Annotated in this window: 25 protein-coding genes; 11 read left to right on the forward strand and 14 right to left on the reverse strand. The window is 45.0% G+C overall.

The features are described from left to right. Positions 1-47 precede the first annotated feature (47 nt). Together ACO6VG_RS22120 and ACO6VG_RS22125 are read left to right on the forward strand one after the other, a co-directional pair. Positions 48-950 carry a site-specific integrase gene (locus tag ACO6VG_RS22120; RefSeq protein ID WP_422475695.1) on the forward strand — a complete coding sequence of 301 codons (903 nt, stop codon included), beginning with the start codon at positions 48-50 and terminating at the stop codon, positions 948-950. Continuing rightward, the gene (locus ACO6VG_RS22125) at positions 947-1,999 is read left to right on the forward strand and encodes an IS91 family transposase (RefSeq protein ID WP_422441873.1); all 1,053 of its coding nucleotides are present in this window, start codon (positions 947-949) and stop codon (positions 1,997-1,999) included. The genes ACO6VG_RS22120 and ACO6VG_RS22125 overlap by 4 nt, the downstream gene beginning before the upstream one ends. 261 nt (positions 2,000-2,260) lie before the next feature. On the opposite strand, the gene ACO6VG_RS22130 is transcribed toward ACO6VG_RS22125, so the two are convergent. Beyond that, positions 2,261-2,560 (reverse strand): helix-turn-helix domain-containing protein, encoded by a 300-nt coding sequence (locus ACO6VG_RS22130; protein WP_422475693.1) that lies wholly within the window; start codon positions 2,558-2,560, stop codon positions 2,261-2,263. Continuing rightward, entirely contained in the window at positions 2,557-2,880 is a 324-nt protein-coding gene (locus tag ACO6VG_RS22135) for a type II toxin-antitoxin system RelE/ParE family toxin (protein ID WP_422414166.1), read from the reverse strand. The genes ACO6VG_RS22130 and ACO6VG_RS22135 overlap by 4 nt, the downstream gene beginning before the upstream one ends. 237 nt (positions 2,881-3,117) lie before the next feature. On the opposite strand from ACO6VG_RS22135, the gene ACO6VG_RS22140 reads away from it, so the two are divergent. Next, positions 3,118-4,020 carry a site-specific integrase gene (locus tag ACO6VG_RS22140; RefSeq protein ID WP_422475695.1) on the forward strand — a complete coding sequence of 301 codons (903 nt, stop codon included), beginning with the start codon at positions 3,118-3,120 and terminating at the stop codon, positions 4,018-4,020. Further along, positions 4,017-5,069 (forward strand): IS91 family transposase, encoded by a 1,053-nt coding sequence (locus ACO6VG_RS22145; RefSeq protein WP_422441873.1) that lies wholly within the window; start codon positions 4,017-4,019, stop codon positions 5,067-5,069. The genes ACO6VG_RS22140 and ACO6VG_RS22145 overlap by 4 nt, the downstream gene beginning before the upstream one ends. Positions 5,070-5,337: 268 nt before the next feature. On the opposite strand, the gene ACO6VG_RS22150 is transcribed toward ACO6VG_RS22145, so the two are convergent. Next, complete coding sequence (locus ACO6VG_RS22150) at positions 5,338-6,501, reverse strand: toll/interleukin-1 receptor domain-containing protein (RefSeq protein ID WP_422414028.1); 1,164 nt, start codon at positions 6,499-6,501, stop codon at positions 5,338-5,340. A 117-nt stretch (positions 6,502-6,618) separates the two neighbouring features. On the opposite strand from ACO6VG_RS22150, the gene ACO6VG_RS22155 reads away from it, so the two are divergent. Beyond that, entirely contained in the window at positions 6,619-6,903 is a 285-nt protein-coding gene (locus tag ACO6VG_RS22155) for a hypothetical protein (protein ID WP_422414030.1), read from the forward strand. Positions 6,904-6,969: 66 nt separating this feature from the next. Here the strand turns inward: ACO6VG_RS22155 and ACO6VG_RS22160 are convergent, their stop codons facing one another. The 6 genes from ACO6VG_RS22160 to ACO6VG_RS22185 all read right to left on the reverse strand — a co-directional run bounded on the left by ACO6VG_RS22160 (position 6,970) and on the right by ACO6VG_RS22185 (position 12,055). Continuing rightward, positions 6,970-7,509, reverse strand: a complete 540-nt coding sequence (locus tag ACO6VG_RS22160) for a GNAT family N-acetyltransferase (RefSeq protein WP_422414032.1) — start codon at positions 7,507-7,509, stop codon at positions 6,970-6,972. A 99-nt stretch (positions 7,510-7,608) separates the two neighbouring features. Then, positions 7,609-7,884, reverse strand: a complete 276-nt coding sequence (locus ACO6VG_RS22165; RefSeq protein WP_422133982.1) for a hypothetical protein — start codon at positions 7,882-7,884, stop codon at positions 7,609-7,611. 124 nt (positions 7,885-8,008) lie between these two features. Continuing rightward, entirely contained in the window at positions 8,009-8,422 is a 414-nt protein-coding gene (locus ACO6VG_RS22170) for a hypothetical protein (RefSeq protein ID WP_422414034.1), read from the reverse strand. Positions 8,423-9,846: 1,424 nt separating this feature from the next. Further along, entirely contained in the window at positions 9,847-10,149 is a 303-nt protein-coding gene (locus ACO6VG_RS22175) for a hypothetical protein (protein WP_422475697.1), read from the reverse strand. 19 nt (positions 10,150-10,168) lie between these two features. Beyond that, complete coding sequence (locus tag ACO6VG_RS22180) at positions 10,169-10,471, reverse strand: hypothetical protein (RefSeq protein ID WP_422475699.1); 303 nt, start codon at positions 10,469-10,471, stop codon at positions 10,169-10,171. A gap of 966 nt (positions 10,472-11,437) precedes the next feature. After that, entirely contained in the window at positions 11,438-12,055 is a 618-nt protein-coding gene (locus ACO6VG_RS22185) for a hypothetical protein (RefSeq protein WP_422475701.1), read from the reverse strand. 72 nt (positions 12,056-12,127) lie between these two features. Here ACO6VG_RS22185 and tnpA point away from each other — a divergent pair, with 72 nt between their 5' ends. The 3 genes from tnpA to tnpC are packed head-to-tail and all read left to right on the forward strand — an operon-like array spanning position 12,128 to position 14,378. Continuing rightward, the gene (tnpA, locus tag ACO6VG_RS22190) at positions 12,128-12,436 is read left to right on the forward strand and encodes an IS66 family insertion sequence element accessory protein TnpA (RefSeq protein ID WP_422452199.1); all 309 of its coding nucleotides are present in this window, start codon (positions 12,128-12,130) and stop codon (positions 12,434-12,436) included. Between the two features lie 2 nt (positions 12,437-12,438). After that, positions 12,439-12,822: an IS66 family insertion sequence element accessory protein TnpB gene (tnpB, locus tag ACO6VG_RS22195; protein WP_422452200.1), complete on the forward strand. Its 384-nt coding sequence runs from the start codon at positions 12,439-12,441 to the stop codon at positions 12,820-12,822. Between the two features lie 5 nt (positions 12,823-12,827). Next, complete coding sequence (gene tnpC / locus ACO6VG_RS22200) at positions 12,828-14,378, forward strand: IS66 family transposase (RefSeq protein WP_422472703.1); 1,551 nt, start codon at positions 12,828-12,830, stop codon at positions 14,376-14,378. A gap of 2,242 nt (positions 14,379-16,620) precedes the next feature. Here tnpC and ACO6VG_RS22205 read toward each other — a convergent pair. Then, positions 16,621-17,448 (reverse strand): GNAT family N-acetyltransferase, encoded by an 828-nt coding sequence (locus ACO6VG_RS22205; RefSeq protein WP_422475703.1) that lies wholly within the window; start codon positions 17,446-17,448, stop codon positions 16,621-16,623. 110 nt (positions 17,449-17,558) lie between these two features. Between ACO6VG_RS22205 and ACO6VG_RS22210 the strand changes: the two genes are divergently transcribed. Beyond that, the gene (locus ACO6VG_RS22210; protein ID WP_422475705.1) at positions 17,559-17,990 is read left to right on the forward strand and encodes a hypothetical protein; all 432 of its coding nucleotides are present in this window, start codon (positions 17,559-17,561) and stop codon (positions 17,988-17,990) included. Positions 17,991-18,042: 52 nt separating this feature from the next. On the opposite strand, the gene ACO6VG_RS22215 is transcribed toward ACO6VG_RS22210, so the two are convergent. The 4 genes from ACO6VG_RS22215 to ACO6VG_RS22230 all read right to left on the reverse strand — a co-directional run bounded on the left by ACO6VG_RS22215 (position 18,043) and on the right by ACO6VG_RS22230 (position 20,358). Beyond that, complete coding sequence (locus tag ACO6VG_RS22215) at positions 18,043-18,546, reverse strand: GNAT family N-acetyltransferase (RefSeq protein ID WP_422475707.1); 504 nt, start codon at positions 18,544-18,546, stop codon at positions 18,043-18,045. A gap of 75 nt (positions 18,547-18,621) precedes the next feature. Then, positions 18,622-19,035, reverse strand: a complete 414-nt coding sequence (locus ACO6VG_RS22220; RefSeq protein WP_422475709.1) for a GNAT family N-acetyltransferase — start codon at positions 19,033-19,035, stop codon at positions 18,622-18,624. Between the two features lie 95 nt (positions 19,036-19,130). Next, on the reverse strand, positions 19,131-19,688 hold the full coding sequence (locus ACO6VG_RS22225) for a hypothetical protein (RefSeq protein ID WP_422134280.1): 558 nt from the start codon (positions 19,686-19,688) through the stop codon (positions 19,131-19,133). 37 nt (positions 19,689-19,725) lie between these two features. Then, entirely contained in the window at positions 19,726-20,358 is a 633-nt protein-coding gene (locus ACO6VG_RS22230; protein WP_422475711.1) for a hypothetical protein, read from the reverse strand. Positions 20,359-21,138: 780 nt separating this feature from the next. On the opposite strand from ACO6VG_RS22230, the gene ACO6VG_RS22235 reads away from it, so the two are divergent. Together ACO6VG_RS22235 and ACO6VG_RS22240 are read left to right on the forward strand one after the other, a co-directional pair. Beyond that, a complete protein-coding gene (locus tag ACO6VG_RS22235) occupies positions 21,139-21,432 on the forward strand; it encodes a hypothetical protein (protein WP_422475713.1) in 294 nt (97 codons plus the stop codon). Then, a complete protein-coding gene (locus ACO6VG_RS22240) occupies positions 21,365-22,117 on the forward strand; it encodes a hypothetical protein (protein ID WP_422475715.1) in 753 nt (250 codons plus the stop codon). The genes ACO6VG_RS22235 and ACO6VG_RS22240 overlap by 68 nt, the downstream gene beginning before the upstream one ends. The last annotated feature ends 378 nt before the right edge of the window (positions 22,118-22,495 follow it).

A 22,495-nucleotide genomic window follows, 5' to 3' on the forward strand; every position in this document is an offset into this window, starting at 1 on the left:
TTCCTGATATCCGTACCACTCCGGCGCGGCTTATATAAGGAAGCAACATGGAACGTTCTGAGCAAATCCGGTTTGACAAACTGTATCAAAAACACATCACCACCCTGAAACTTCAGGGCAAAAGAAAATCAACCATTGATCTATACAGCAGACCAATTCGGCGGCTGGCAACCTTCTTTGATCGTTGTCCTGACAGACTCAGCCCTGAGGATTTAAAAACCTATTTTGCCGCCCTGGTGGAAAGCCATTCCTGGAGCACGGTCAAAACCGATCGTAATGGCCTGCAGTTTTTCTGGAAACATGTTCTGGGCAAACACTGGGACTTTGTTGAAATCATCAAACCACCGACCGTCAAGCGACTGCCCGTTATCCTGACGCCTGCAGAGGTAGAACGACTGCTCAATACTGCACGGAAACTGCGCTATTACACCATTCTGTTGACACTTTACAGCATGGGCTTAAGGCTGGCCGAAGGCCTGAACCTGACCATTGCCGACATTGATTCCGAACTCATGAGAGCCCATTTGCGCAACTGCAAAGGCGGCAAGGATCGCTATGTTGATCTTCCCAGTCGAACACTTAAGGCCCTGCGCCGCTATTGGGCCACTCACCGAAACCCAAAGTTTCTTTTTCCTGAAGGCCAGAGCGCACAGCAACGGCACCGGGCGACTCAGCCCATGAGCCGTTCCTGCACCCAGAAAGCCATGAGACAGCTGGTTGAAGAATGCAGGATTAATAAAAAGGTCAGCCCTCACAGTTTACGACACAGCTTTGCCACGCACCTTCTTGAACAGGGTTTAAGTCTCAGGGCTATTCAGACACTGCTCGGGCACATGTGCCCAAAAACCACCGCTATCTATACCCAATTAACAGAAACCGCCCAACTTAATACCAGGAAAGTGATGAATCATCTGATCAATGAACTCAAGCTGAAAGGAGATGATCAATGAAGCTTTCCCATATAGCAGCGCAATACGGTGATCGGTTTCTGGAAAAATACAGTCAATGTCTTTTACCTGGCCATATCAAAGCACTGCAAGCGATACAGCACTGTCGAACGTCGGCAGCCGGTATGACCTTGCTGGAATGCAACGGCTGCGGGACACGGGATCAAAAGCCCATGTCCTGCGGGCATCGCCACTGCAACCGCTGCCAGAACACCGATACCAGCGAGTGGCTGCAGCGGCAAAGACAGAAACTACTGCCCGTTGAATACTTTATGGTGACCTTCACCTTGCCAGCGCAACTTCGAAACCTGGCGTGGCAACATCAACGACAGGTGTACGATTTACTGTTCAGAACGGCAGCTGACACCCTGAAAGAATTTGGCAGCAATTCCAAAAAACTGGATGCAGACCTGGGAATGACCGGCGTTCTGCACACTCATAGCCGACGGCTGGATTACCATCCCCATATACACTTTGTCGTGCCAGGTGGCGGCATCAATACCCGACGAAAAGAGTGGCGCAAACTCACAGGCAACTATTTGTTCAATGGCAAGAACCTGGCCATGGTCTTTCGAGCCAAACTCCTTCGCGCCCTGGACGAACAGGGACTACTATCTCCGAGCCTGAAAACAAGGCTGCCCAATGAGTGGGTCGTCAATTGCAAACGGGTAGGCAAAGGATTACCAGCACTTGAATATCTATCCCGCTATCTGTACCGAGGCGTGATCAGTGACAACAACATCCTGACCAGCAAACGAGGAAAGGTGACCTTTTCTTACCTCAACAGTGAAACAGGCAAAAAGGAGAAGCGAACCCTGCCAGGAGAAGACTTCCTGTGGCTGGTACTGAAACATGTATTACCCAGGCGACTTCGACGATCGCGGGATTACGGATTTTTACACAGTAACGCAAAAAAACAATTATCACTGGTGCAACTGGTTTTAAATGTGATGGTGAAAGCAGTCGAACCCGTCATTCGCCCGAAATTCACATGCAGGCGTTGCGGTGAGTCTATGAAACACATTGCGTTCAGTTTCCTGAAACCGACCTGAGCTATTGTCACATCAACAAACACCGCCATTCACAAGCAAGGAGAAAATGTAAGCTCAGCCAGACAGATCCGACATATCCAAGACTACCGTAATGCAGTGGTCTGGAGACACTCATCCTGAATAAATAGCGTTCAGAAAAAACGTTTTGATTCAAGGTCCGCCAGATAAGTAAACTTCAATAGACCTTTCTTACCAGAATTCAACCTGGGCTTGTGCAACAACAGGATAAGATTGCGGCTGGGCGCAATCTATCCTTATTCGTTATGTTGCAGCTTGTGGGACAAAACTAATTTTTACTTTGTACCCAATTGCTTTTGCATAATCTTCGATGGTTGACAATTTTGGAGAAGTTTTTGAATTAACATTCTCCAAGCGGGATATATTACTCTTTTGCGTATGCAAAATTTCCGCCATTTCTTCTTGGGTTAACCCTGCTTCTTTACGAAGTGCTATAAGCTGTTTCCGTAATTGATAGGCAAGCTCTAACTCTTCGTACTCTGCTCTCACATTTGGATTTTTGAGAGCCTTCTTCTTAAAATCAGAAAATGTTGGTCTTGTCATTTTTTGACCTCCTTCATCCTCTTTTTGGCAAGATCCAGCTCTTTCTTGGATGTTTTCTGAGTTTTCTTAATGAAGGAGTTGAGGATGACTACCTCTTGCCCCTTTATCTGACAAAACAGAGAACGACCTATGCCTTCTTTGCCTTTTGCTCTAATTTCGAAGAGACCATCACCCATCGGAGCTGTGTATGGTTTACCGAGTGCAGGACCATATTCTTCAATCATTTCAGCTATATGGATGAAGTTAGCCAAGATTCCTTCAGGAAAGCTCAGTGTCTCTTCCTCTATCTTCTTGCTGTAAAACGTGATTCGCCACTTCATACACAAAGGTTATCATATTTGATAACTATCGCAAGAAATAGTTCCCTGAAACTTGTGATGAGCTTGCCTGCTGCAACATAACGCCTGCGTCAGGGGCGCCGTAGGCGTCCCCTGGATGCAATTGTTGAACCAAGCCGCTAACGCGGCAAAAAAATACCGTTCATCCCAGCCACCCCAACATTGCCAATACTTCCTGATATCCGTACCACTCCGGCGCGGCTTATATAAGGAAGCAACATGGAACGTTCTGAGCAAATCCGGTTTGACAAACTGTATCAAAAACACATCACCACCCTGAAACTTCAGGGCAAAAGAAAATCAACCATTGATCTATACAGCAGACCAATTCGGCGGCTGGCAACCTTCTTTGATCGTTGTCCTGACAGACTCAGCCCTGAGGATTTAAAAACCTATTTTGCCGCCCTGGTGGAAAGCCATTCCTGGAGCACGGTCAAAACCGATCGTAATGGCCTGCAGTTTTTCTGGAAACATGTTCTGGGCAAACACTGGGACTTTGTTGAAATCATCAAACCACCGACCGTCAAGCGACTGCCCGTTATCCTGACGCCTGCAGAGGTAGAACGACTGCTCAATACTGCACGGAAACTGCGCTATTACACCATTCTGTTGACACTTTACAGCATGGGCTTAAGGCTGGCCGAAGGCCTGAACCTGACCATTGCCGACATTGATTCCGAACTCATGAGAGCCCATTTGCGCAACTGCAAAGGCGGCAAGGATCGCTATGTTGATCTTCCCAGTCGAACACTTAAGGCCCTGCGCCGCTATTGGGCCACTCACCGAAACCCAAAGTTTCTTTTTCCTGAAGGCCAGAGCGCACAGCAACGGCACCGGGCGACTCAGCCCATGAGCCGTTCCTGCACCCAGAAAGCCATGAGACAGCTGGTTGAAGAATGCAGGATTAATAAAAAGGTCAGCCCTCACAGTTTACGACACAGCTTTGCCACGCACCTTCTTGAACAGGGTTTAAGTCTCAGGGCTATTCAGACACTGCTCGGGCACATGTGCCCAAAAACCACCGCTATCTATACCCAATTAACAGAAACCGCCCAACTTAATACCAGGAAAGTGATGAATCATCTGATCAATGAACTCAAGCTGAAAGGAGATGATCAATGAAGCTTTCCCATATAGCAGCGCAATACGGTGATCGGTTTCTGGAAAAATACAGTCAATGTCTTTTACCTGGCCATATCAAAGCACTGCAAGCGATACAGCACTGTCGAACGTCGGCAGCCGGTATGACCTTGCTGGAATGCAACGGCTGCGGGACACGGGATCAAAAGCCCATGTCCTGCGGGCATCGCCACTGCAACCGCTGCCAGAACACCGATACCAGCGAGTGGCTGCAGCGGCAAAGACAGAAACTACTGCCCGTTGAATACTTTATGGTGACCTTCACCTTGCCAGCGCAACTTCGAAACCTGGCGTGGCAACATCAACGACAGGTGTACGATTTACTGTTCAGAACGGCAGCTGACACCCTGAAAGAATTTGGCAGCAATTCCAAAAAACTGGATGCAGACCTGGGAATGACCGGCGTTCTGCACACTCATAGCCGACGGCTGGATTACCATCCCCATATACACTTTGTCGTGCCAGGTGGCGGCATCAATACCCGACGAAAAGAGTGGCGCAAACTCACAGGCAACTATTTGTTCAATGGCAAGAACCTGGCCATGGTCTTTCGAGCCAAACTCCTTCGCGCCCTGGACGAACAGGGACTACTATCTCCGAGCCTGAAAACAAGGCTGCCCAATGAGTGGGTCGTCAATTGCAAACGGGTAGGCAAAGGATTACCAGCACTTGAATATCTATCCCGCTATCTGTACCGAGGCGTGATCAGTGACAACAACATCCTGACCAGCAAACGAGGAAAGGTGACCTTTTCTTACCTCAACAGTGAAACAGGCAAAAAGGAGAAGCGAACCCTGCCAGGAGAAGACTTCCTGTGGCTGGTACTGAAACATGTATTACCCAGGCGACTTCGACGATCGCGGGATTACGGATTTTTACACAGTAACGCAAAAAAACAATTATCACTGGTGCAACTGGTTTTAAATGTGATGGTGAAAGCAGTCGAACCCGTCATTCGCCCGAAATTCACATGCAGGCGTTGCGGTGAGTCTATGAAACACATTGCGTTCAGTTTCCTGAAACCGACCTGAGCTATTGTCACATCAACAAACACCGCCATTCACAAGCAAGGAGAAAATGTAAGCTCAGCCAGACAGATCCGACATATCCAAGACTACCGTAATGCAGTGGTCTGGAGACACTCATCCTGAATAAATAGCGTTCAGAAAAAACGTTTTGATTCAAGGTCCGCCAGATAAGTAAACTTCAATAGACCTTTCTTACCAGAATTCAACCTGGGCTTGTGCAACAACAGGATAAGATTGCGGCTGGGCGCAATCTATCCTTATTCGTTAAATTTCAGTCTCGATTTTTTGGGAGTTTGATAACTATATCTGCAAGATCATCGATTTGACTTGAGTCTTGCATTATGGCTTTGAGGTAAACTCTACGCTGACGATCAAAATGGTGATTATTTATAGGCGATGCTTGAGGCGCAATAATAAAATTGTAAGGAGTGATATACCGACATCTCAGTTCAGCCTCACCGTTAAGCTCTACTGGAACATTATCAATTACTGTTGCTCCATCATCATAATCAGCCCTAGAGATCAATCGATCTTTGAAGATGGCGAACTCTTCTGAACAATACCCTAACTGTTCTCTTGAATCTTCAAGGTGTTCTGTATTGTAGAGCCCTGTTGGCTCCATCGCTTCAGCTTCAACATAGACGAATGATTGATAGTATGAGCCTTTGTTGACAGCGGCAATTTTCTTAATCTTAAGCTCATCTATGTCCATACGTACAAAGTTATCACTTATAACTTTGAATTTTTTAATGTGAAGATCACCATAACCCCACCACCAAATAGGTGTGGCATTCGAGAAGTCGAGAGGCTCTTTTAAAAGAATTTCCAGTCTTTTCGCTGCGTTTTCTCCATCAAACCACTCAACACCTCTCACGCCAGGAAACGCTGAACTAAACCGCATCGAAAAGAATGATGTACTTGACTCGTTTAAGGTTGGTCTAGGGTCTTTTTTTTTAAACGGATTTTCACCAAGTTTTGGTTTTGGCTTGATTTTTAGGCCGTAAACTTCATGAATCAGTTGATTAAGAGAGTTCTCAAATTCATTATCATCAGAAAAATCAATATACATCCGACTTGCTAAGCAAATAGGTGTTTTCATTGCTTTTGTAACATTCCTAACCACAGGAATGAACTTCGTGGTTTGCTGATTCATTAGCAGGCTGGCGGTTAAAATATTGTTTTCATAACCTACGCCACCAACACCCTCATTTGACTTGTCAATATAGGGATCAGTACATATAACAAGAACACGATCCGAGTCAGTAAGACCGTGTTCCATAAACTTTGGAAGGTTAGCTCCCAGCTCTAAATCCCACTGATCAAGCAAGGTTTCAATACCTTTACCCATCAGTTCAGTTGCAAGCCTGCAAACCCATTCCTTATGCTCTTCATTGTCATGAGAGTATGAAATAAATACTTTTGGATTTTCTACCATTTATACAACTCGATATTGATGGTTGGAGAAATTTAACCCCAAAGCTGACGGGCAACGTAGTTGTCCCTGTTGAGCGTGTTGTTAGATTTACGATTGCACAGAACTGGAGAATAAATAATGTCAGGAACTTATGCGGGTTTTGATCTTTCCGCCATGCTTTGGTTTTTGCATGAATACTGTGAGGAAGTCCAGCTTTCAAAAGTCGGACACGATTGGCGATTTTATGCCTTGAGCGAAGAGCATGGGGAATATGAAAATACAGGAACTCTGTTTCATGTGGTTTCATTTGCATTCCAGCCTTTTCTTGAATTAGCCAAAAAGCGAAGGACTGAAATACGAAAGAAGGGAGATGAGTTTCTAAAGAGCATTGAAGCTATGAAGCACTCTGAAGTTGAAGAGTGAATCTAACGCCATGCTGTGGGGCGCCGTAGGCGTCCCAGCCCCTTTAGGGGCGACACCAGCAACTTGTTAGCTGCTTGCATGGTTGGCCAGCCACTCACTACGAATGAGTGCATATATATGCATGTCGTGAAGTTTGCCCATGGAAAAAGCAGCTTCTCTATTGGTTCCTTCGTGTACAAAACCAACATTTTTCGCGACCTTCTCTGAGGCGATATTTTTCGTTGAAATACGCAATTCAATCCGGTTTACTTGTTTTGATTGAAATAGATAGTTAGTGAGCAAAAGGAGCGCTTCTGTAGCAAAACCTTTTCCACGATCTTCTTTACTGAATATGTGGTATCCGACCTCTAAGGCATCGAAGTATGGAACTGATTTAAAGGCCCAAGTAGAGCCGATAATATTTTCGTGTTTATCTGCAATGATAAATTTCGATAATGATTCTGAAAGGAATCCACTTTTATGAAGCTCTTTCCTCAAGTCTGCCGCAGAAACCATTAATGTGGGTAGATATTCGCCAAGGCTTTCAATATTTCCAGATAACTCTGCTAATTGATCTATGTCTTGCTCTCGTATCACACGTAATTTGATATTTTTTCCGTTAAGCATAAAAACTCGATGGTTGAACGCAGCTAACGCCGCCAGCAGCGGCCGAGTGAAACGAGGTCCAGCGACCGCAGGGAGCGATGCTGGCTGGCCTTGTTATGTTTATATTCCATGGCTAAACCACCGATAAGCAAATGCTGTATATAACGCCATGGCTGCAATGCTTGACGGATATACTTTTTGAGCAAGATCACTGCCTACTTTTTTAAGGTGTGCTCCATAAATTAGAAACGAACTAATGATTAATTGGAATGTGTACATACTTGCTAACGCAGTTTTGCCACCTGGACCAGAAAGCTCTGTAAAGAAAGTCATCCAGAGGCCTGATGCAGCAGCAATGATTGCCAGCGCACCAATTATTTTTACGATTGTAGTCATAGGTTTACTTTGAAAACATAACGCCGCAATTACCGGTAGGAACGGAGTTGGTTAAAGTGTGCTATTTAAGCACACTTTAAGCGACGCAGTGGATGTCCGGTAGATTGCTTTGTTAACTCGGGATTTAAGTTTTATCGATGCCCTCATCCAATGCTTTGCTAACCTTGCCATCGATTTTCTTAAGTACTACCGGCGTTGTGAAGCCCAGAATAAGGGATAGAAACCATATGCGACCAACGGCACCGGGAGTCGGTTGAATTGAGCCCAAAAACAGAAACGCTAAACCGAAGCCTATTCCTAGCCCGGCTAGAAACATACCGCCCACCCAATAACCTCTTGCACGGCTATTTTCCTTAGTCTGTTTTGTTCTCGCTTCAGGCAATTCGACAGGAGCCGCTTCAAAAGCTGGTGGTTTGGTTAGATCAAGCTCACTAGTCCAGGCTCGAATTAAACTTGAGATGCTAGCAATAAGCGGGCAAGTCCACAAAAGGACAAGATCCTGATTTGATAGATTGAATGCCTCAACTAAAGTGCTCACGTAAATTCCTTTTTTTAGACTTCGAATGTAGAGTTAACGCTGGCAGCAAGGGTGGCGAACGCAGTGAGCCATCCCTTTGCCTGTATTTGTTAGCCCGGCAGCCCTGCCGCCTGGGACAATGTTGATAGATGCAGAGGAGTTTCAGTAAAACCTGCACCTGCTGCACCGATTGAAGTGCATAAAAGTTACCGCTGGAAAACTTGCAGGCAAGGCCAATGCTGATACAACTTTTAACTGGTTTAGTGCGCCGGACCAAATACTCATAAACACCGTGAACCCACGCTGACATGCCCAACAAGACACCGCAGATTTTTCATCGACTGACACAGAATCTACAGACATGCATTACTGAGAATTACTCAGAACTGGAATTGACCAGACTGGTTGCTGGCGTAAATTTTGGTTCGTGATTCATCCATTGGAAAAATAGAAAAAACTTTCATACTGCTGCCGGCTAACGCCACGCTCAGCCGCTGGCAAACATGGTGCTAGTTTTGCGCAAGCAAAACGAGAGACAGGTTTGACAGTCGGTTGCAGCGCCTTGTTATGCGGCGCCACGATATACTGCCTGAACAGCTAAAATTAAGACAAACACTATAACTTCTGCGCGATGCGTTGAAAATGCAAAAAATGACTGAATGATGGGAAATTGGCCAGATTTGAAGGAATGCCTGAGCCCTTTGCACCTGAGCTTTGGAGCACGATTTTGAACAGTAGCTGATTAACCAGATGTTTGTAAAAGCCCGAATTGGGTGTAAATGCGCGATAGTGGGAAGCCGGAAACTTGGGGCCCTATGCAGTGAAAATACCCGCTCTCCCGCGCAATACTGACAATACCAGTTGCAGATATTACAGCCCAAACTCGAAAAGAATTTAGCCCGATTTCTTAGTGCCTAAACTCTCCCACGCGGCATAACGCCATGCTGTGGGGCGCCGCACAGCGGCGTCCCAGCCCCTTTAGGGGCGACACCAGCAACTTGTTAGCATGGCAGCCCACCCGCAAGGGCAAATGGTGAATGATGCAGAGGATTAGCAGCTTTCTTGCTGAACTGATTGAAGCGCACAATCTCTGATATTTAAAAGCTTCCAGGCGATAAAGAAGCTGATGCAACTTTGAACTGGCATAGGGCCACTGAGCAAAAAGTACCGATAAACTGAAAACCAACGCTGACATGCCCAACGATACACCGCAGATTTTTCAGCGACAGACTTCACACCAGCAGACATGAACTGCTGAGAACTACTGAAAAGTTAGTGTAACAGTGTCTTTTTGCTGGGAGGTTCTAACTCGAAACCCACCATAGACAGTGAACCCAAAAGCTCTTTTTGAAAACTGGTCTTTTCACAACCAGAAACTCTCTATTATTGCTGCCTGCTAAAGCCGGGCTAAGCCGCGCGCCGAAGGCGCGTCGGGCGGAGGGGCTTTAGCCCCGGAGCGAACTTGAGCCCTTTGTTAAATGGCGGTTTCGAATCTCTGATAGAGCTATTGAAGCTAGCCCACCAGTAACTACGGCTAGAACCACCCCTAGCAAATTTCCTAATTCACTTGCGTAAAAACCAAGTACTGAAGCGTACTTTTCAAGATCAAAGCTCATTAGTGCAAAATATGACAGAAAAGCCATTGCTGCCACAAGCATTAGGTATGGATTTTTGATTTTAACGACCATGATAGAATATCCATAAATCATTATTATATGAACTATGAATATTGTAAACGCTCCTAGCATCATATGATCCTCGAATAATTTACCAAAATCTTTTCTTATCTTTCTGGTAGCATTTATATGCAACTATCCAAAATGAGACTAAAGCAACCAGGGCAAATTTATCATATCGTTTTAATAGCTTGTCTCTTATTATGTTCTCGATTCCAACGAACTGTCCTTCAAGTGAAAGATTACCAACAAAATAACCTCCAAGAAGATTAATTCCAATGAAAAATACTATGCCAAGAGTAATAGCCCATTGAGTCCTCTTTGATAGTGCAAGGACTGTCAAAAATACTGCTAGCCAATTAGGCATGTGAACTCCATTTCTATATTGAGCCATTTAACGCCATGCTGTGGGGCGCCGCACAGCGGCGTCCCAGCCCCTTTAGGGGCGACACCAGCAACTTGTTAGCATGGCAGCCCACCCGCAAGGGCAAATGGTGAATGATGCAGAGGATTAGCAGCTTTCTTGCTGAACTGATTGAAGCGCACAATCTCTGATATTTAAAAGCTTCCAGGCAATAAAGAAGCTGATGCAACTTTGAACTGGCATAGGGCCACTGAGCAAAAAGTACCGATAAACTGAAAACCAACGCTGACATGCCCAACGATACACCGCAGATTTTTCAGCGACAGACTTCACACCAGCAGACATGAACTGCTGAGAACTACTGAAAAGTTAGTGTAACAGTGTCTTTTTGCTGGGAGGTTCTAACTCGAAACCCACCATAGACAGTGATCCCAAAAGCTCTTTTTGAAAACTGGTCTTTTCACAACCAGTAACTCTCTATTATTGCTGCCTGCTAACGCCATGCTGTGGGGCGCCGCACAGCGGCGTCCCAGCCCCTTTAGGGGCGACACCAGCAACTTGTTAGCATGGCAGCCCACCCGCAAGGGCAAATGGTGAATGATGCAGAGGATTAGCAGCTTTCTTGCTGAACTGATTGAAGCGCACAATCTCTGATATTTAAAAGCTTCCAGGCGATAAAGAAGCTGATGCAACTTTGAACTGGCATAGGGCCACTGAGCAAAAAGTACCGATAAACTGAAAACCAACGCTGACATGCCCAACGATACACCGCAGATTTTTCAGCGACAGACTTCACACCAGCAGACATGAATTGCTGAGAACTACTGAAAAGTTAGTGTAACAGTGTCTTTTTGCTGGGAGGTTCTAACTCGAAACCCACCATAGACAGTGAACCCAAAAACTCTTTTTGAAAACTGGTCTTTTCACAACCAGAAACTCTCTATTATTGCTGCCTGCTAACGCCTAAATCAGGTGCGCCGTAGGCGTCACCTGGATTTACTTGTTAGGCTGCGTGAACACTGCTTCTGCATATTCATTTGCAATGCTTCGAAATTCTCTGACAAGAGAAAGAGAACCATCTACTGAAAGACGAGGATACTTTTCACTTACTGAGAAAATATTTTCCCCGAATACGTTCTCATATTTCTCAATATTAATATTTTTTTCTAAGATACCATTATTGTGAGCTACAGCATTTCTCAGTTCTCGAACCATATCTACCTTTTTCCTTCGTTCCCGCCACTCTTTGATAGATATACTATGTGTATGAAGGAGTTCGTTTATCATTGCACTTAATTTTTTTGGTTTTTCTTTCTTTATATAAAATGCATATTCTTCAGAGAAAAAGCCTTCAAGAAGTGAGTAAGACATAATTATTGCTGTGTCACTGATAGCATTTCTTGCAATAGTGTTTTTAGTTTCACTATAAGAACCATCAGGATGAGCCGTTACACTTCTTAAGTTTGAAACCATATTTTCTAGAATCATCTCCACGCCATCAAAGGGCCTAGCACCTGTCATAAATGTCAGATGCGCATAATTCCATTTTTGATCTGTTATTGATTTTTCCACTGAATGTGTTCTGTAAGATGAGTTATGTACGTAACCGCTCATTTGAGGACGTCTTCAAAAATCACAACCTGACTGCCAGCCTTTCCCCTGCAAACAACGCAGGAGATACCTAACGTGAAGCAACTGACAAAACCCTTTACCCGTCTCAACCCTGAGCAGTGGCAACAGATCATTGATCAGCAAATAGCCAGTGGCTTGAGCCAGAAAGCTTTTTGCCAAACTCAAAACATAAGCCTGGCAACATTCACAAACTGGAAGCGCAAACTCAGGGATAACGACAACACTGACTCCTTTGATATCGCTCAGGCTTCTGCCCCGGAATGGGTTGAAGTCCCAAACGGGCTGACTGAACCTCCAGCCAGCTTAAACTGGCAGTTGGAACTTGAGCTGCCCGGTGGTGTTATTCTTCGTATGCGTCGCTGATCATGTTTTTTCCAGAATCTCAGGTTCGGATCTGGCTCTACAACCGGCCCACCGACATGCGTAAATCCTACGACGGCCTGTCTGCCCTGGTGAGAAACAAACTTGAAGAAGACCCACTCAGCGGCCAGCTGTTTGTCTTCATCAACCGCAAACAAACCCAGTGCAAGGTGCTGTATTTTGATCGCAGTGGATACTGTATCTGGAGCAAACGACTGGAACAGGGTCAGTTTCATACTCATGCAGGCAAATCCATCAAGCAAACAATGGCGTGGACAGATCTGAAGCTCATCCTTGAAGGCATTGATACCCGCTGCGTTCAGCAATATAAACGCTACAAACATCAACCGTCCCGTTACACAAAAGGAGAGTCAAAGGTCTATCTTTAACCGCCATGAAATTACCTGTTTCGACCCCCGGCACCACTGACCAGGACCTGCTCCAGCAGATCCTGGTCTTGCTGTCGGAGCGTGATCAGGAAATAGCTTCTCTTAAACATCAGCTGGCCTGGTTTAAACATCAGCTATTTGGTGAAAAATCCGAAAAGCGCCTGATTGAGAATCCGGACCAGCTGGCGCTGGGAGAAATCCTTCAGGACAAGCCTGAAGAGCAGGAAACTCCCACAGAAACCATCACTTACGAACGGCGGAAAAAGAATCGCCCTGAAGACTGTGTGACCGATCAGGGGCTGCGCTTTACTGAAGATGTACCGGTTGAACTCATCCCGATGCCTGCTGCAGAAATGAAGGGTGAAGACGCAGACCAGTACGAAATCATTGACTACAAGTACACCTATCGGCTGGCGCAGCGCCCTGCCAGCTATGTCATCCTGAAATATCAGCGCGAAGTCGTTCGCCATAAGCCCAGCCAGACGCTAACAACGGTAGCCGCACCATCAGGATTATTTGATCGCAGCTTTGCCGATGTCAGCTTTATCGCAGGTCTGCTGGTAGAGAAGTACCGCTTTCACGCACCGCTTTACCGCCAGCATCAGAAACTTGAGTCCAGTGGTATTACTATCAGCCGTGGAACCCTGACACATCTTGAGCAGCGTGCCGGGCACTTACTCAAACCCATCGCTGACGAAGTGCTCAACAGCTGTCTGGAAAGTCGTGTCCTCACTCTGGATGAAACGCCCGGAAAAGCGGGCCGTAAAAGCAAGGGCAAGATGCAAAGAGGCTACTTCTGGTGTTTTTACGGAGACCAGAATGAGATAGCTTTTACTTTCTCCACCACTCGTTCTGGCAGGGTCGTAGAACCTTATCTGAAAGAGTATAAGGGGGTCTTGCTGACCGATGGTTATTCGGAATACGACCGCCTGTGCATGAAATACCCCAAAATCATCCATGCCCAGTGCTGGACACATAGCAGGAGATACTTCGTTAAGTCACAAGAGGTCGAGCCAGAAGCCGCAAAAGAGGCGCTGGACTGCATAGGTGCGATCTATCAAGTCGAAGACGAAATCCGCAAAGCTGAGCTGCAAGGCGAAGCAAAGCGGGAATACCGCCAACAGAATGGCAAGCCACTGGTTGATCAGTTCTTTAACTGGCATGAAGAACAACTTCGTCGCCTGAATCTGGTGAAAAGCAACCCATTGAGCAAGGCTCTTGGCTACGTGAACAAACGGGAAAAAGAGCTACGGCTTTATCTGGATAATCCGGATGTCGCCATTGATACGAATCACCTGGAGCGAAGTCTCAGGTGTATCCCGATGGGGAGAAAAAACTGGCTTTTTTGCTGGACAGAAGAAGGAGCAGACAATGTTGCCGTGTTCCAGACGTTAATCGTCAGTTGTCTTCTTGCAGGCATTGATCCATACAAGTACTTCGTCGATGTGCTTCAGCGCATCAGTTACCATCCGGCTCGAGATATCCGGGAGCTAATCCCACGAATCTGGAAAGAGAAATTCGGGGCCAATCCGTTAAAATCCGATCTCGATAAGTAGGGGGAGTCTATACCCTGCTTGAACGCTTACTTATGTACGATGCTTAATGAAGCGGCCTAACGCCATGCTGTGGGGCGCCGCACAGCGGCGTCCCAGCCCCTTTAGGGGCGACACCAGCAACTTGTTAGCATGGCAGCCCACCCGCAAGGGCAAATGGTGAATGATGCAGAGGATTAGCAGCTTTCTTGCTGAACTGATTGAAGCGCACAATCTCTGATATTTAAAAGCTTCCAGGCGATAAAGAAGCTGATGCAACTTTGAACTGGCATAGGGCCACTGAGCAAAAAGTACCGATAAACTGAAAACCAACGCTGACATGCCCAACGATACACCGCAGATTTTTCAGCGACAGACTTCACACCAGCAGACATGAACTGCTGAGAACTACTGAAAAGTTAGTGTAACAGTGTCTTTTTGCTGGGAGGTTCTAACTCGAAACCCACCATAGACAGTGAACCCAAAAGCTCTTTTTGAAAACTGGTCTTTTCACAACCAGAAACTCTCTATTATTGCTGCCTGCTAACGCCATGCTGTGGGGCGCCGCACAGCGGCGTCCCAGCCCCTTTAGGGGCGACACCAGCAACTTGTTAGCATGGCAGCCCACCCGCAAGGGCAAATGGTGAATGATGCAGAGGATTAGCAGCTTTCTTGCTGAACTGATTGAAGCGCACAATCTCTGATATTTAAAAGCTTCCAGGCGATAAAGAAGCTGATGCAACTTTGAACTGGCATAGGGCCACTGAGCAAAAAGTACCGATAAACTGAAAACCAACGCTGACATGCCCAACGATACACCGCAGATTTTTCAGCGACAGACTTCACACCAGCAGACATGAACTGCTGAGAACTACTGAAAAGTTAGTGTAACAGTGTCTTTTTGCTGGGAGGTTCTAACTCGAAACCCACCATAGATAGTGAACCCAAAAACTCTTTTTGAAAACTGGTCTTTTCACAACCAGAAACTCTCTATTATTGCTGCCTGCTAACGCCATGCTGTGGGGCGCCGCACAGCGGCGTCCCAGCCCCTTTAGGGGCGACACCAGCAACTTGTTAGCATGGCAGCCCACCCGCAAGGGCAAATGGTGAATGATGCAGAGGATTAGCAGCTTTCTTGCTGAACTGATTGAAGCGCACAATCTCTGATATTTAAAAGCTTCCAGGCGATAAAGAAGCTGATGCAACTTTGAACTGGCATAGGGCCACTGAGCAAAAAGTACCGATAAACTGAAAACCAACGCTGACATGCCCAACGATACACCGCAGATTTTTCAGCGACAGACTTCACACCAGCAGACATGAACTGCTGAGAACTACTGAAAAGTTAGTGTAACAGTGTCTTTTTGCTGGGAGGTTCTAACTCGAAACCCACCATAGATAGTGAACCCAAAAACTCTTTTTGAAAACTGGTCTTTTCACAACCAGAAACTCTCTACTATTGCTGCCTGCTAACCGCATAGCTGACGGGCTGCGTAGCAGTCCCAGCCGAGCGAGTTGTTAGGTGAGCACATTATAGGAACTGGACGTGGAAATGAAGCTGGGCGAAAGATACAGGTTTAAAGGACAGCATGAGCTGTTTTATATCGGGACATACGGGCCTTGGTATCAATTTTCAAAAACTAATAATCCTTGCGTGGTCTGGTGTGAGTTATTACAAACTGAACTACATAAGATTGAAAAGATTAATGAAAAGATTAAAGACACCTAACGCCATGCTGTGGGGCGCCGCACAGCGGCGTCCCTGCCCCTTTAAGGGCGACACCAGCAACTTGTTAGCATGGCAGCCCATCCGCAAGGGCAAATGGTGAATGATGCAGAGGATTAGCAGCTTTCTTGCTGAACTGATTGAAGCGCACAATCTCTGATATTTAAAAGCTTCCAGGCGATAAAGAAGCTGATGCAACTTTGAACTGGCATAGGGCCACTGAGCAAAAAGTACCGATAAACTGAAAACCAACGCTGACATGCCCAACGATACACCGCAGATTTTTCAGCGACAGACTTCACACCAGCAGACATGAACTGCTGAGAACTACTGAAAAGTTAGTGTAACAGTGTCTTTTTGCTGGGAGGTTCTAACTCGAAACCCACCATAGATAGTGAACCCAAAAGCTCTTTTTGAAAACCGGTCTTTTCACAACCAGAAACTCTCTATTATTGCTGCCTGCTAACGCCATGCTGTGGGGCGCCGCCGCAGGCGGCGTCCCAGCCCCTTTAGGGGCGACACCAGCAACTTGTTAGGTGCCTAGTGCTGAGGGTTTATTTTAGATGTGAGAATATGATCTTGCCATTTACCCGCAATCTGTAAATACGACTTTGCAAGTCCCTCACGCTCAAAGCCCAACTTATTCAATACGGCTGCACTTCTGGCGTTTGTTGGAATATAGTTTGCCATAATCCTGTGGAGATTGAACTCACGAAATATTTGATCAATTGCTGAAGTTAAAATCTCCGTCATTAACCCTTTACCTTGATGTTTTGCAGCAATGGAATACCCTAGATTGCAGGCTTGAAATGGGCCAAAGACAATGTTTGTGAAGTTACAAACGCCAATAATCTCATTTCTGTCGGGAGTTAAAGCCGCAAGTTTAACTGCTGTTTTATTGTCAAGAAACCTGTGATTATCACTGAGCATTTGTGAAAAATTATGCAACGTAAAATAGTCGTGTTTTCTCGTTGGTTCCCACTGTTCAAGATGCTCTTTATTTTCTAAGTGATATTTCAGCATTAACTCGGACTCTTCTTTGCCAAGGACTTCAATCACTGTTCTATCTGTTTTTATTCTCATACAACTCGGTGTTGGATATTTGGCAGCACCTAACGCTGGCAGCAAGGGTGGCGAACGCAGTGAGCCATCCCTTTGCCTGTATTTGTTAGCCCGGCAGCCCTGCCGCCTGGGACAATGTTGATAGATGCAGAGGAGTTTCAGTAAAACCTGCACCTGCTGCACCGATTGAAGTGCATAAAAGTTACCGCTGGAAAACTTGCAGGCAACGCCAATGCTGATACAACTTTTAACTGGTTTAGTGCGCCGGACCAAATACTCATAAACACCGTGAACCCACGCTGACATGCCCAACAAGACACCGCAGATTTTTCATCGACTGACACAGAATCTACAGACATGCATTACTGAGAATTACTCAAAACTGGAATTGACCAGACTGATTGCTGGCGTAGATTTTGGTTCGTGACTCATCTATTGGAAAAATAGAAAAAACTTTCATACTGCTGCCGGCTAACCTCAAAGCTGACGGGCGCACAGTATGTGTGTCCCAGACTGGCGTGTTGTTAGGTGGCGATAAACACAGGATTAAAGACAGGATTAAAGACATGGAAATAAAAGACACACATTTAACTATTGTTTACACAGTGAACGACCAAAAAGCGTTTGAGGCGGAGAAGGCTAGAATAAGAAACTATTTCGAATCACCAGATGGCAAGCCTTGGGCTATCACTGCATGGTCGATAGATCACGAAATTAAGAGGCTAGGGCTTATCGAAGAAGCCTTGGAAAAGGATAGAGTCGATCTGGCTAAACGAATAATCAAAGCGATAAACCTTTGTGACTATGAAACTCTGGCCGACTTCGACTTGGATATAGACGCCGACTAAGCCACCTAACGCCTGGTTCAGGGGCGCCGTAGGCGTCCCTTGGAACCACTTGTTAGCTGCTGGTTATGGTATACCGGAAGAAATCCATCTCTAAGTCTACGTCAACTTCCCTCTTAAGGACGAAGTTGTTCTTTGTAGTTTTTCCTATAACAGAAGTCCAAAAAGCTAATGCTTTTTTGTTTTTAGTTAATACTCGTGTTATCCACCGCCCGGGAAACTTAGAAACTGAAAGTTCAAAGGCTTTCCTTCCAACACCTTGGCCCTTGAATTTTTTTAGGACAAAAAATTGACCTATATCGAACCAAGACTTATCTGGTGGATACCTTCTTAAAAGTGAAAATCCTGCTATTTCTCCATTACATAAAACTAGAAAGGGGAAATGGTCATCACTACTCCAATAACTATCTATGATGCCTTGGGGAAACTCAAACTTCCCACTCTGTGAAGGAGATAGGTTTAAGAAATCAGACATTTCATAGATATAGTAATGAAACAGCCCTTTTACTGTTTCTTTGTCCTCAGTTACAGCTGGGACTAACTCAACTTTATAGCTCATTACTTAAGAATATTTCGTATGCTTACTTTGATGATATGCCAAGGTCTTTCTCTGAAAAAATATTATATTTACCAGTTACAATTTTTTGGTCATGTAATACACATCTGTATTATCTGCATAGTTATCTAGAATCATTCGCGTTTCATAACCATGTTTCTTGTAGAATGGTTCAGCTTGAAAACTCGCAGTATGAAGCATAACAGAATGGCACCCTTGCTTTCTGGCATGAGACTCAAGCTCTAAAAGTAACTTAGACCCAAGCCCTTTTCCTTTTTGTGATTCTGATACCCAAAGGTAATCAACTGAAAGCCATCTGCCTTTAATACGTCCCGAAATTCCAGCTATTTTTTTGTCATCAATTCCATCGTAGTAGCAAACTACATCTTCATCCTTTACACCTTCAAGATAGGGGCGATTATACTCTTTCAATGCATTTCGTATTTCTGAAATATCTTCTTTGTTTGGCTTTTCGTTGAGAACAAGTTTCATAATTTGTGAATTTTGAATGTAATGTGAAATGTTGTACTGAGTGCAGCTAACGCCTGCTTCAGCCGCGCGTCGCAGGCGCGTCGGGTGGAGGGGCTTTAGCCCCGGAACGAACTGGAAGCATTTGTTAGGCGCTGGAATGAGAACGCAGCAGCTAATGCAAATATCAGTGCATCGAACCATAAGAACCACGAAATAGTCTTTGACTGAAAATATTCAGGCTCACCGTTGAACCTTACTTCAGCTGCCTGTAATTCTAGCTGCCTTGCATTTAGTTCTTCATTTAACCTTCTCAAATGAAGAGATACTTCTTCGTTTGAACGATTTGAATAACGCAACTTAAAGTTATAGTTATCTATGACTTGCTCCCATTCATAGACTCTATCGTATGCTCTTTCCCAAGAATTTTGTGGTAAAACAAACCAACCTAAAAAAGCAAATAGCAATGAGAACGACAATAACCCAACTGCTATGCCCAACTTTTTTTTCTGTGTAATGAACAGAAATGCAACCAGACATGTCAAAAATAAAAGAGCAAACTCAACACCTAACAATAGGTTTCCAGACTCTTTACCGAAAATTCCCCGCTGACTTTCAGCAAACAAACCTAACTGAATTGCAACAAATGCAAATATTGAACAAAAAATAACATACATTACTGAATACTCAATAATGAGAGTTAAAGACCTTTATCTAAAAGCTAGCTCTTTCTATTTCAATTTTATTGCCTCGTAAATCCGAATAAAATACCTTCACCGAATCTCCCACAAAATCTTTGATCATTATTGAAATATTAAGCCCGTCTTGATTAAATTTTTCTTCATCAAATTTAATATTGGTTTCATTTGGATATTTTGGGATTAATAAATAATCCCTTTCCCATTTTTCAATCATATCTAGCAACTCTTTTGAGACGTCCAATTCTGACATGCAGAAAGCAGCTCCTTCATGATCCCAAGTTGATACTTCATAATCAGCCATAACTAAGATTTCGGTAACTAATTCTTTATCACCATCCAAAAAATACAACTTATTCATAATATACTCGATACTGGAAGTGGCGCCTAACGCCATGCTGTGGGGCGCCGCACAGCGGTGTCCCAGCCCCTTTAGGGGCGACACCAGCAACTTGTTAGCATGGCAGCCCACCCGCAAGGGCAAATGGTGAATGATGTAGAGGTTTAGCAGCTTTCTTGCTGAACTGATTGAAGCGCACAATCTCTGATATTTAAAAGCTTCCAGGCGATAAAGAAGCTGATGCAACTTTGAACTGACATAGGGCCACTGAGCAAAAAGTACCGATAAACTGAAAACCAACGCTGACATGCCCAACGATACACCGCAGATTTTTCAGCGACAGACTTCACACCAGCAGACATGAACTGCTGAGAACTACTGAAAAGTTAGTGTAACAGTGTCTTTTTGCTGGGAGGTTCTAACTCGAAACCCACCATAGACAGTGAACCCAAAAACTCTTTTTGAAAACTGGTCTTTTCACAACCAGAAACTCTCTATTATTGCTGCCTGCTAACGCCATGCTGTGGGGCGCCGCACAGCGGTGACCCAGCCCCTTCAGGGGCGACACCAGCAACTTGTTAGCATGGCAGCCCACCCGCAAGGGCAAATGGTGAATGATGCAGAGGTTTAGCAGCTTTCTTGCTGAACTGATTGAAGCGCACAATCTCTGATATTTAAAAGCTTCCAGGCGATAAAGAAGCTGATGCAACTTTGAACTGGCATAGGGCCACTGAGCAAAAAGTACCGATAAACTGAAAACCAACGCTGACATGCCCAACGATACACCGCAGATTTTTCAGCGACAGACTTCACACCAGCAGACATGAACTGCTGAGAACTACTGAAAAGTTAGTGTAACAGTGTCTTTTTGCTGGGAGGTTCTAACTCGAAACCCACCATAGACAGTGAACCCAAAAACTCTTTTTGAAAACTGGTCTTTTCACAACCAGAAACTCTCTATTATTGCTGCCTGCTAACCCTCAGCTTCAACGGTGCGCCGACAGGCGCATCCGGTGGAATGGAGCGCAGCGGAATGGAACGAATTGGAAGCGTTTGTTAGGTGCATGGCACGATCTCTTGGAGAGAACTATGAGTATTGACTGGAGCCAGAAATATACAAACCACGCCTTCTATAGCGGAATGCTGAAGTCTTACCAGTCTGCCCCTGTAGTGGCTCAATACATGGCAGATCAAGACGTGTTCCTTTGTGCTGGACATGGCAATAAAAAGAGAGAAGACTTCCTGTGGATTGGTGATGAGATAAAGCCAAGGACTATCGGTACTGATCCCGGCAGCAAAGATGGAGACTATGGCTGTGAGCTGGAAGGCTTTACAAATGATGATGGAAAGGTGGTTGTCACCAAGGCTAAATACAGCACCTAACCGCAAAGCTGACGGGCGCACAGTATGTGCGTCCCTGTTGAGCGGGTTGTTAGGCTGCGATAACGAACAAACTACAGGTAAAACAATGAATAACTACGAGCAGGCTGAGAAATATTTAAATGATCGGGATTACAAAATGGAAGTAATCCTCGATAACGGTCTCCATCGCTATTTGAAATTCACAAATAATGGTAGATGGGATGGACATTTCTTCATTACCACTTGGCCGAATCATCTTTGCATTTCCGGCGATATGGGGACATTTGTTTTCAGTCGTATCGAAGACATGATGTATTTCTTCAAAGGAGAAGGAGTTAACCCCAGTTACTGGAGTGAAAAAATAAAAGCCGAAACGCTTTTTGGCGGTGGGTATAGAGAGTTCAATTTCGAGAAGTTCGAAAAATACATCAAAGAAAAGCTAGAGCCGCTCCTTTCAGAAGAGTGTGCAGATTACGTTGATAAGGAAGAAGTTCAGGAAGCCCTTGAAGCTCTCGAAAGCACCGAAGAAGACGAGTACGGCGCTGTCGATTTTATGCGCTCTCTGAATATTAGTGGTGTTGACAGCTGTGACTGGAGCTGGGATTTCGAGGAATACACTTTCCATTACCTGTTCGCTTGCCATGCAATCAACTTCGCCTGCAACACTTACTTGGCAGCAAAACCGGATAACGAGGTAGCGGCCTAACGCCTGCGTGAACCGCGCGCCGTAGGCGCGTCGGGTGGCGCCCTGAAAGGGCGGAACGTATTCCACGCACTTGTTATGGCTCGTGTTTATTGGTTTCACCTTTCTCAGCAAAGTAGTTTCTTTTTGAAACATGCCCTAACAACATTCCAAAAATAGAGATAAAAGCTGAAGGTATTTGTACAAAAGCAATTAAGTAGCCATTAGCTGGCCCCAGATTATAATAAATATATAAAAAACAAAGAGTATGGAATACAATAAGACTTAAAAACATGGTTAACATTTTATATTCTTTGGCCAAAAATAAAGGGATCAAGAAGGATAGTAAGAATCCGAATAGAATTGACACAGTATTTTTACCTATAATAAATATCCGATAAC

The organism is Endozoicomonas sp. ALB032 (genome assembly GCF_049310125.1).
Classification (GTDB): Bacteria; Pseudomonadota; Gammaproteobacteria; order Pseudomonadales; family Endozoicomonadaceae; genus Endozoicomonas_A.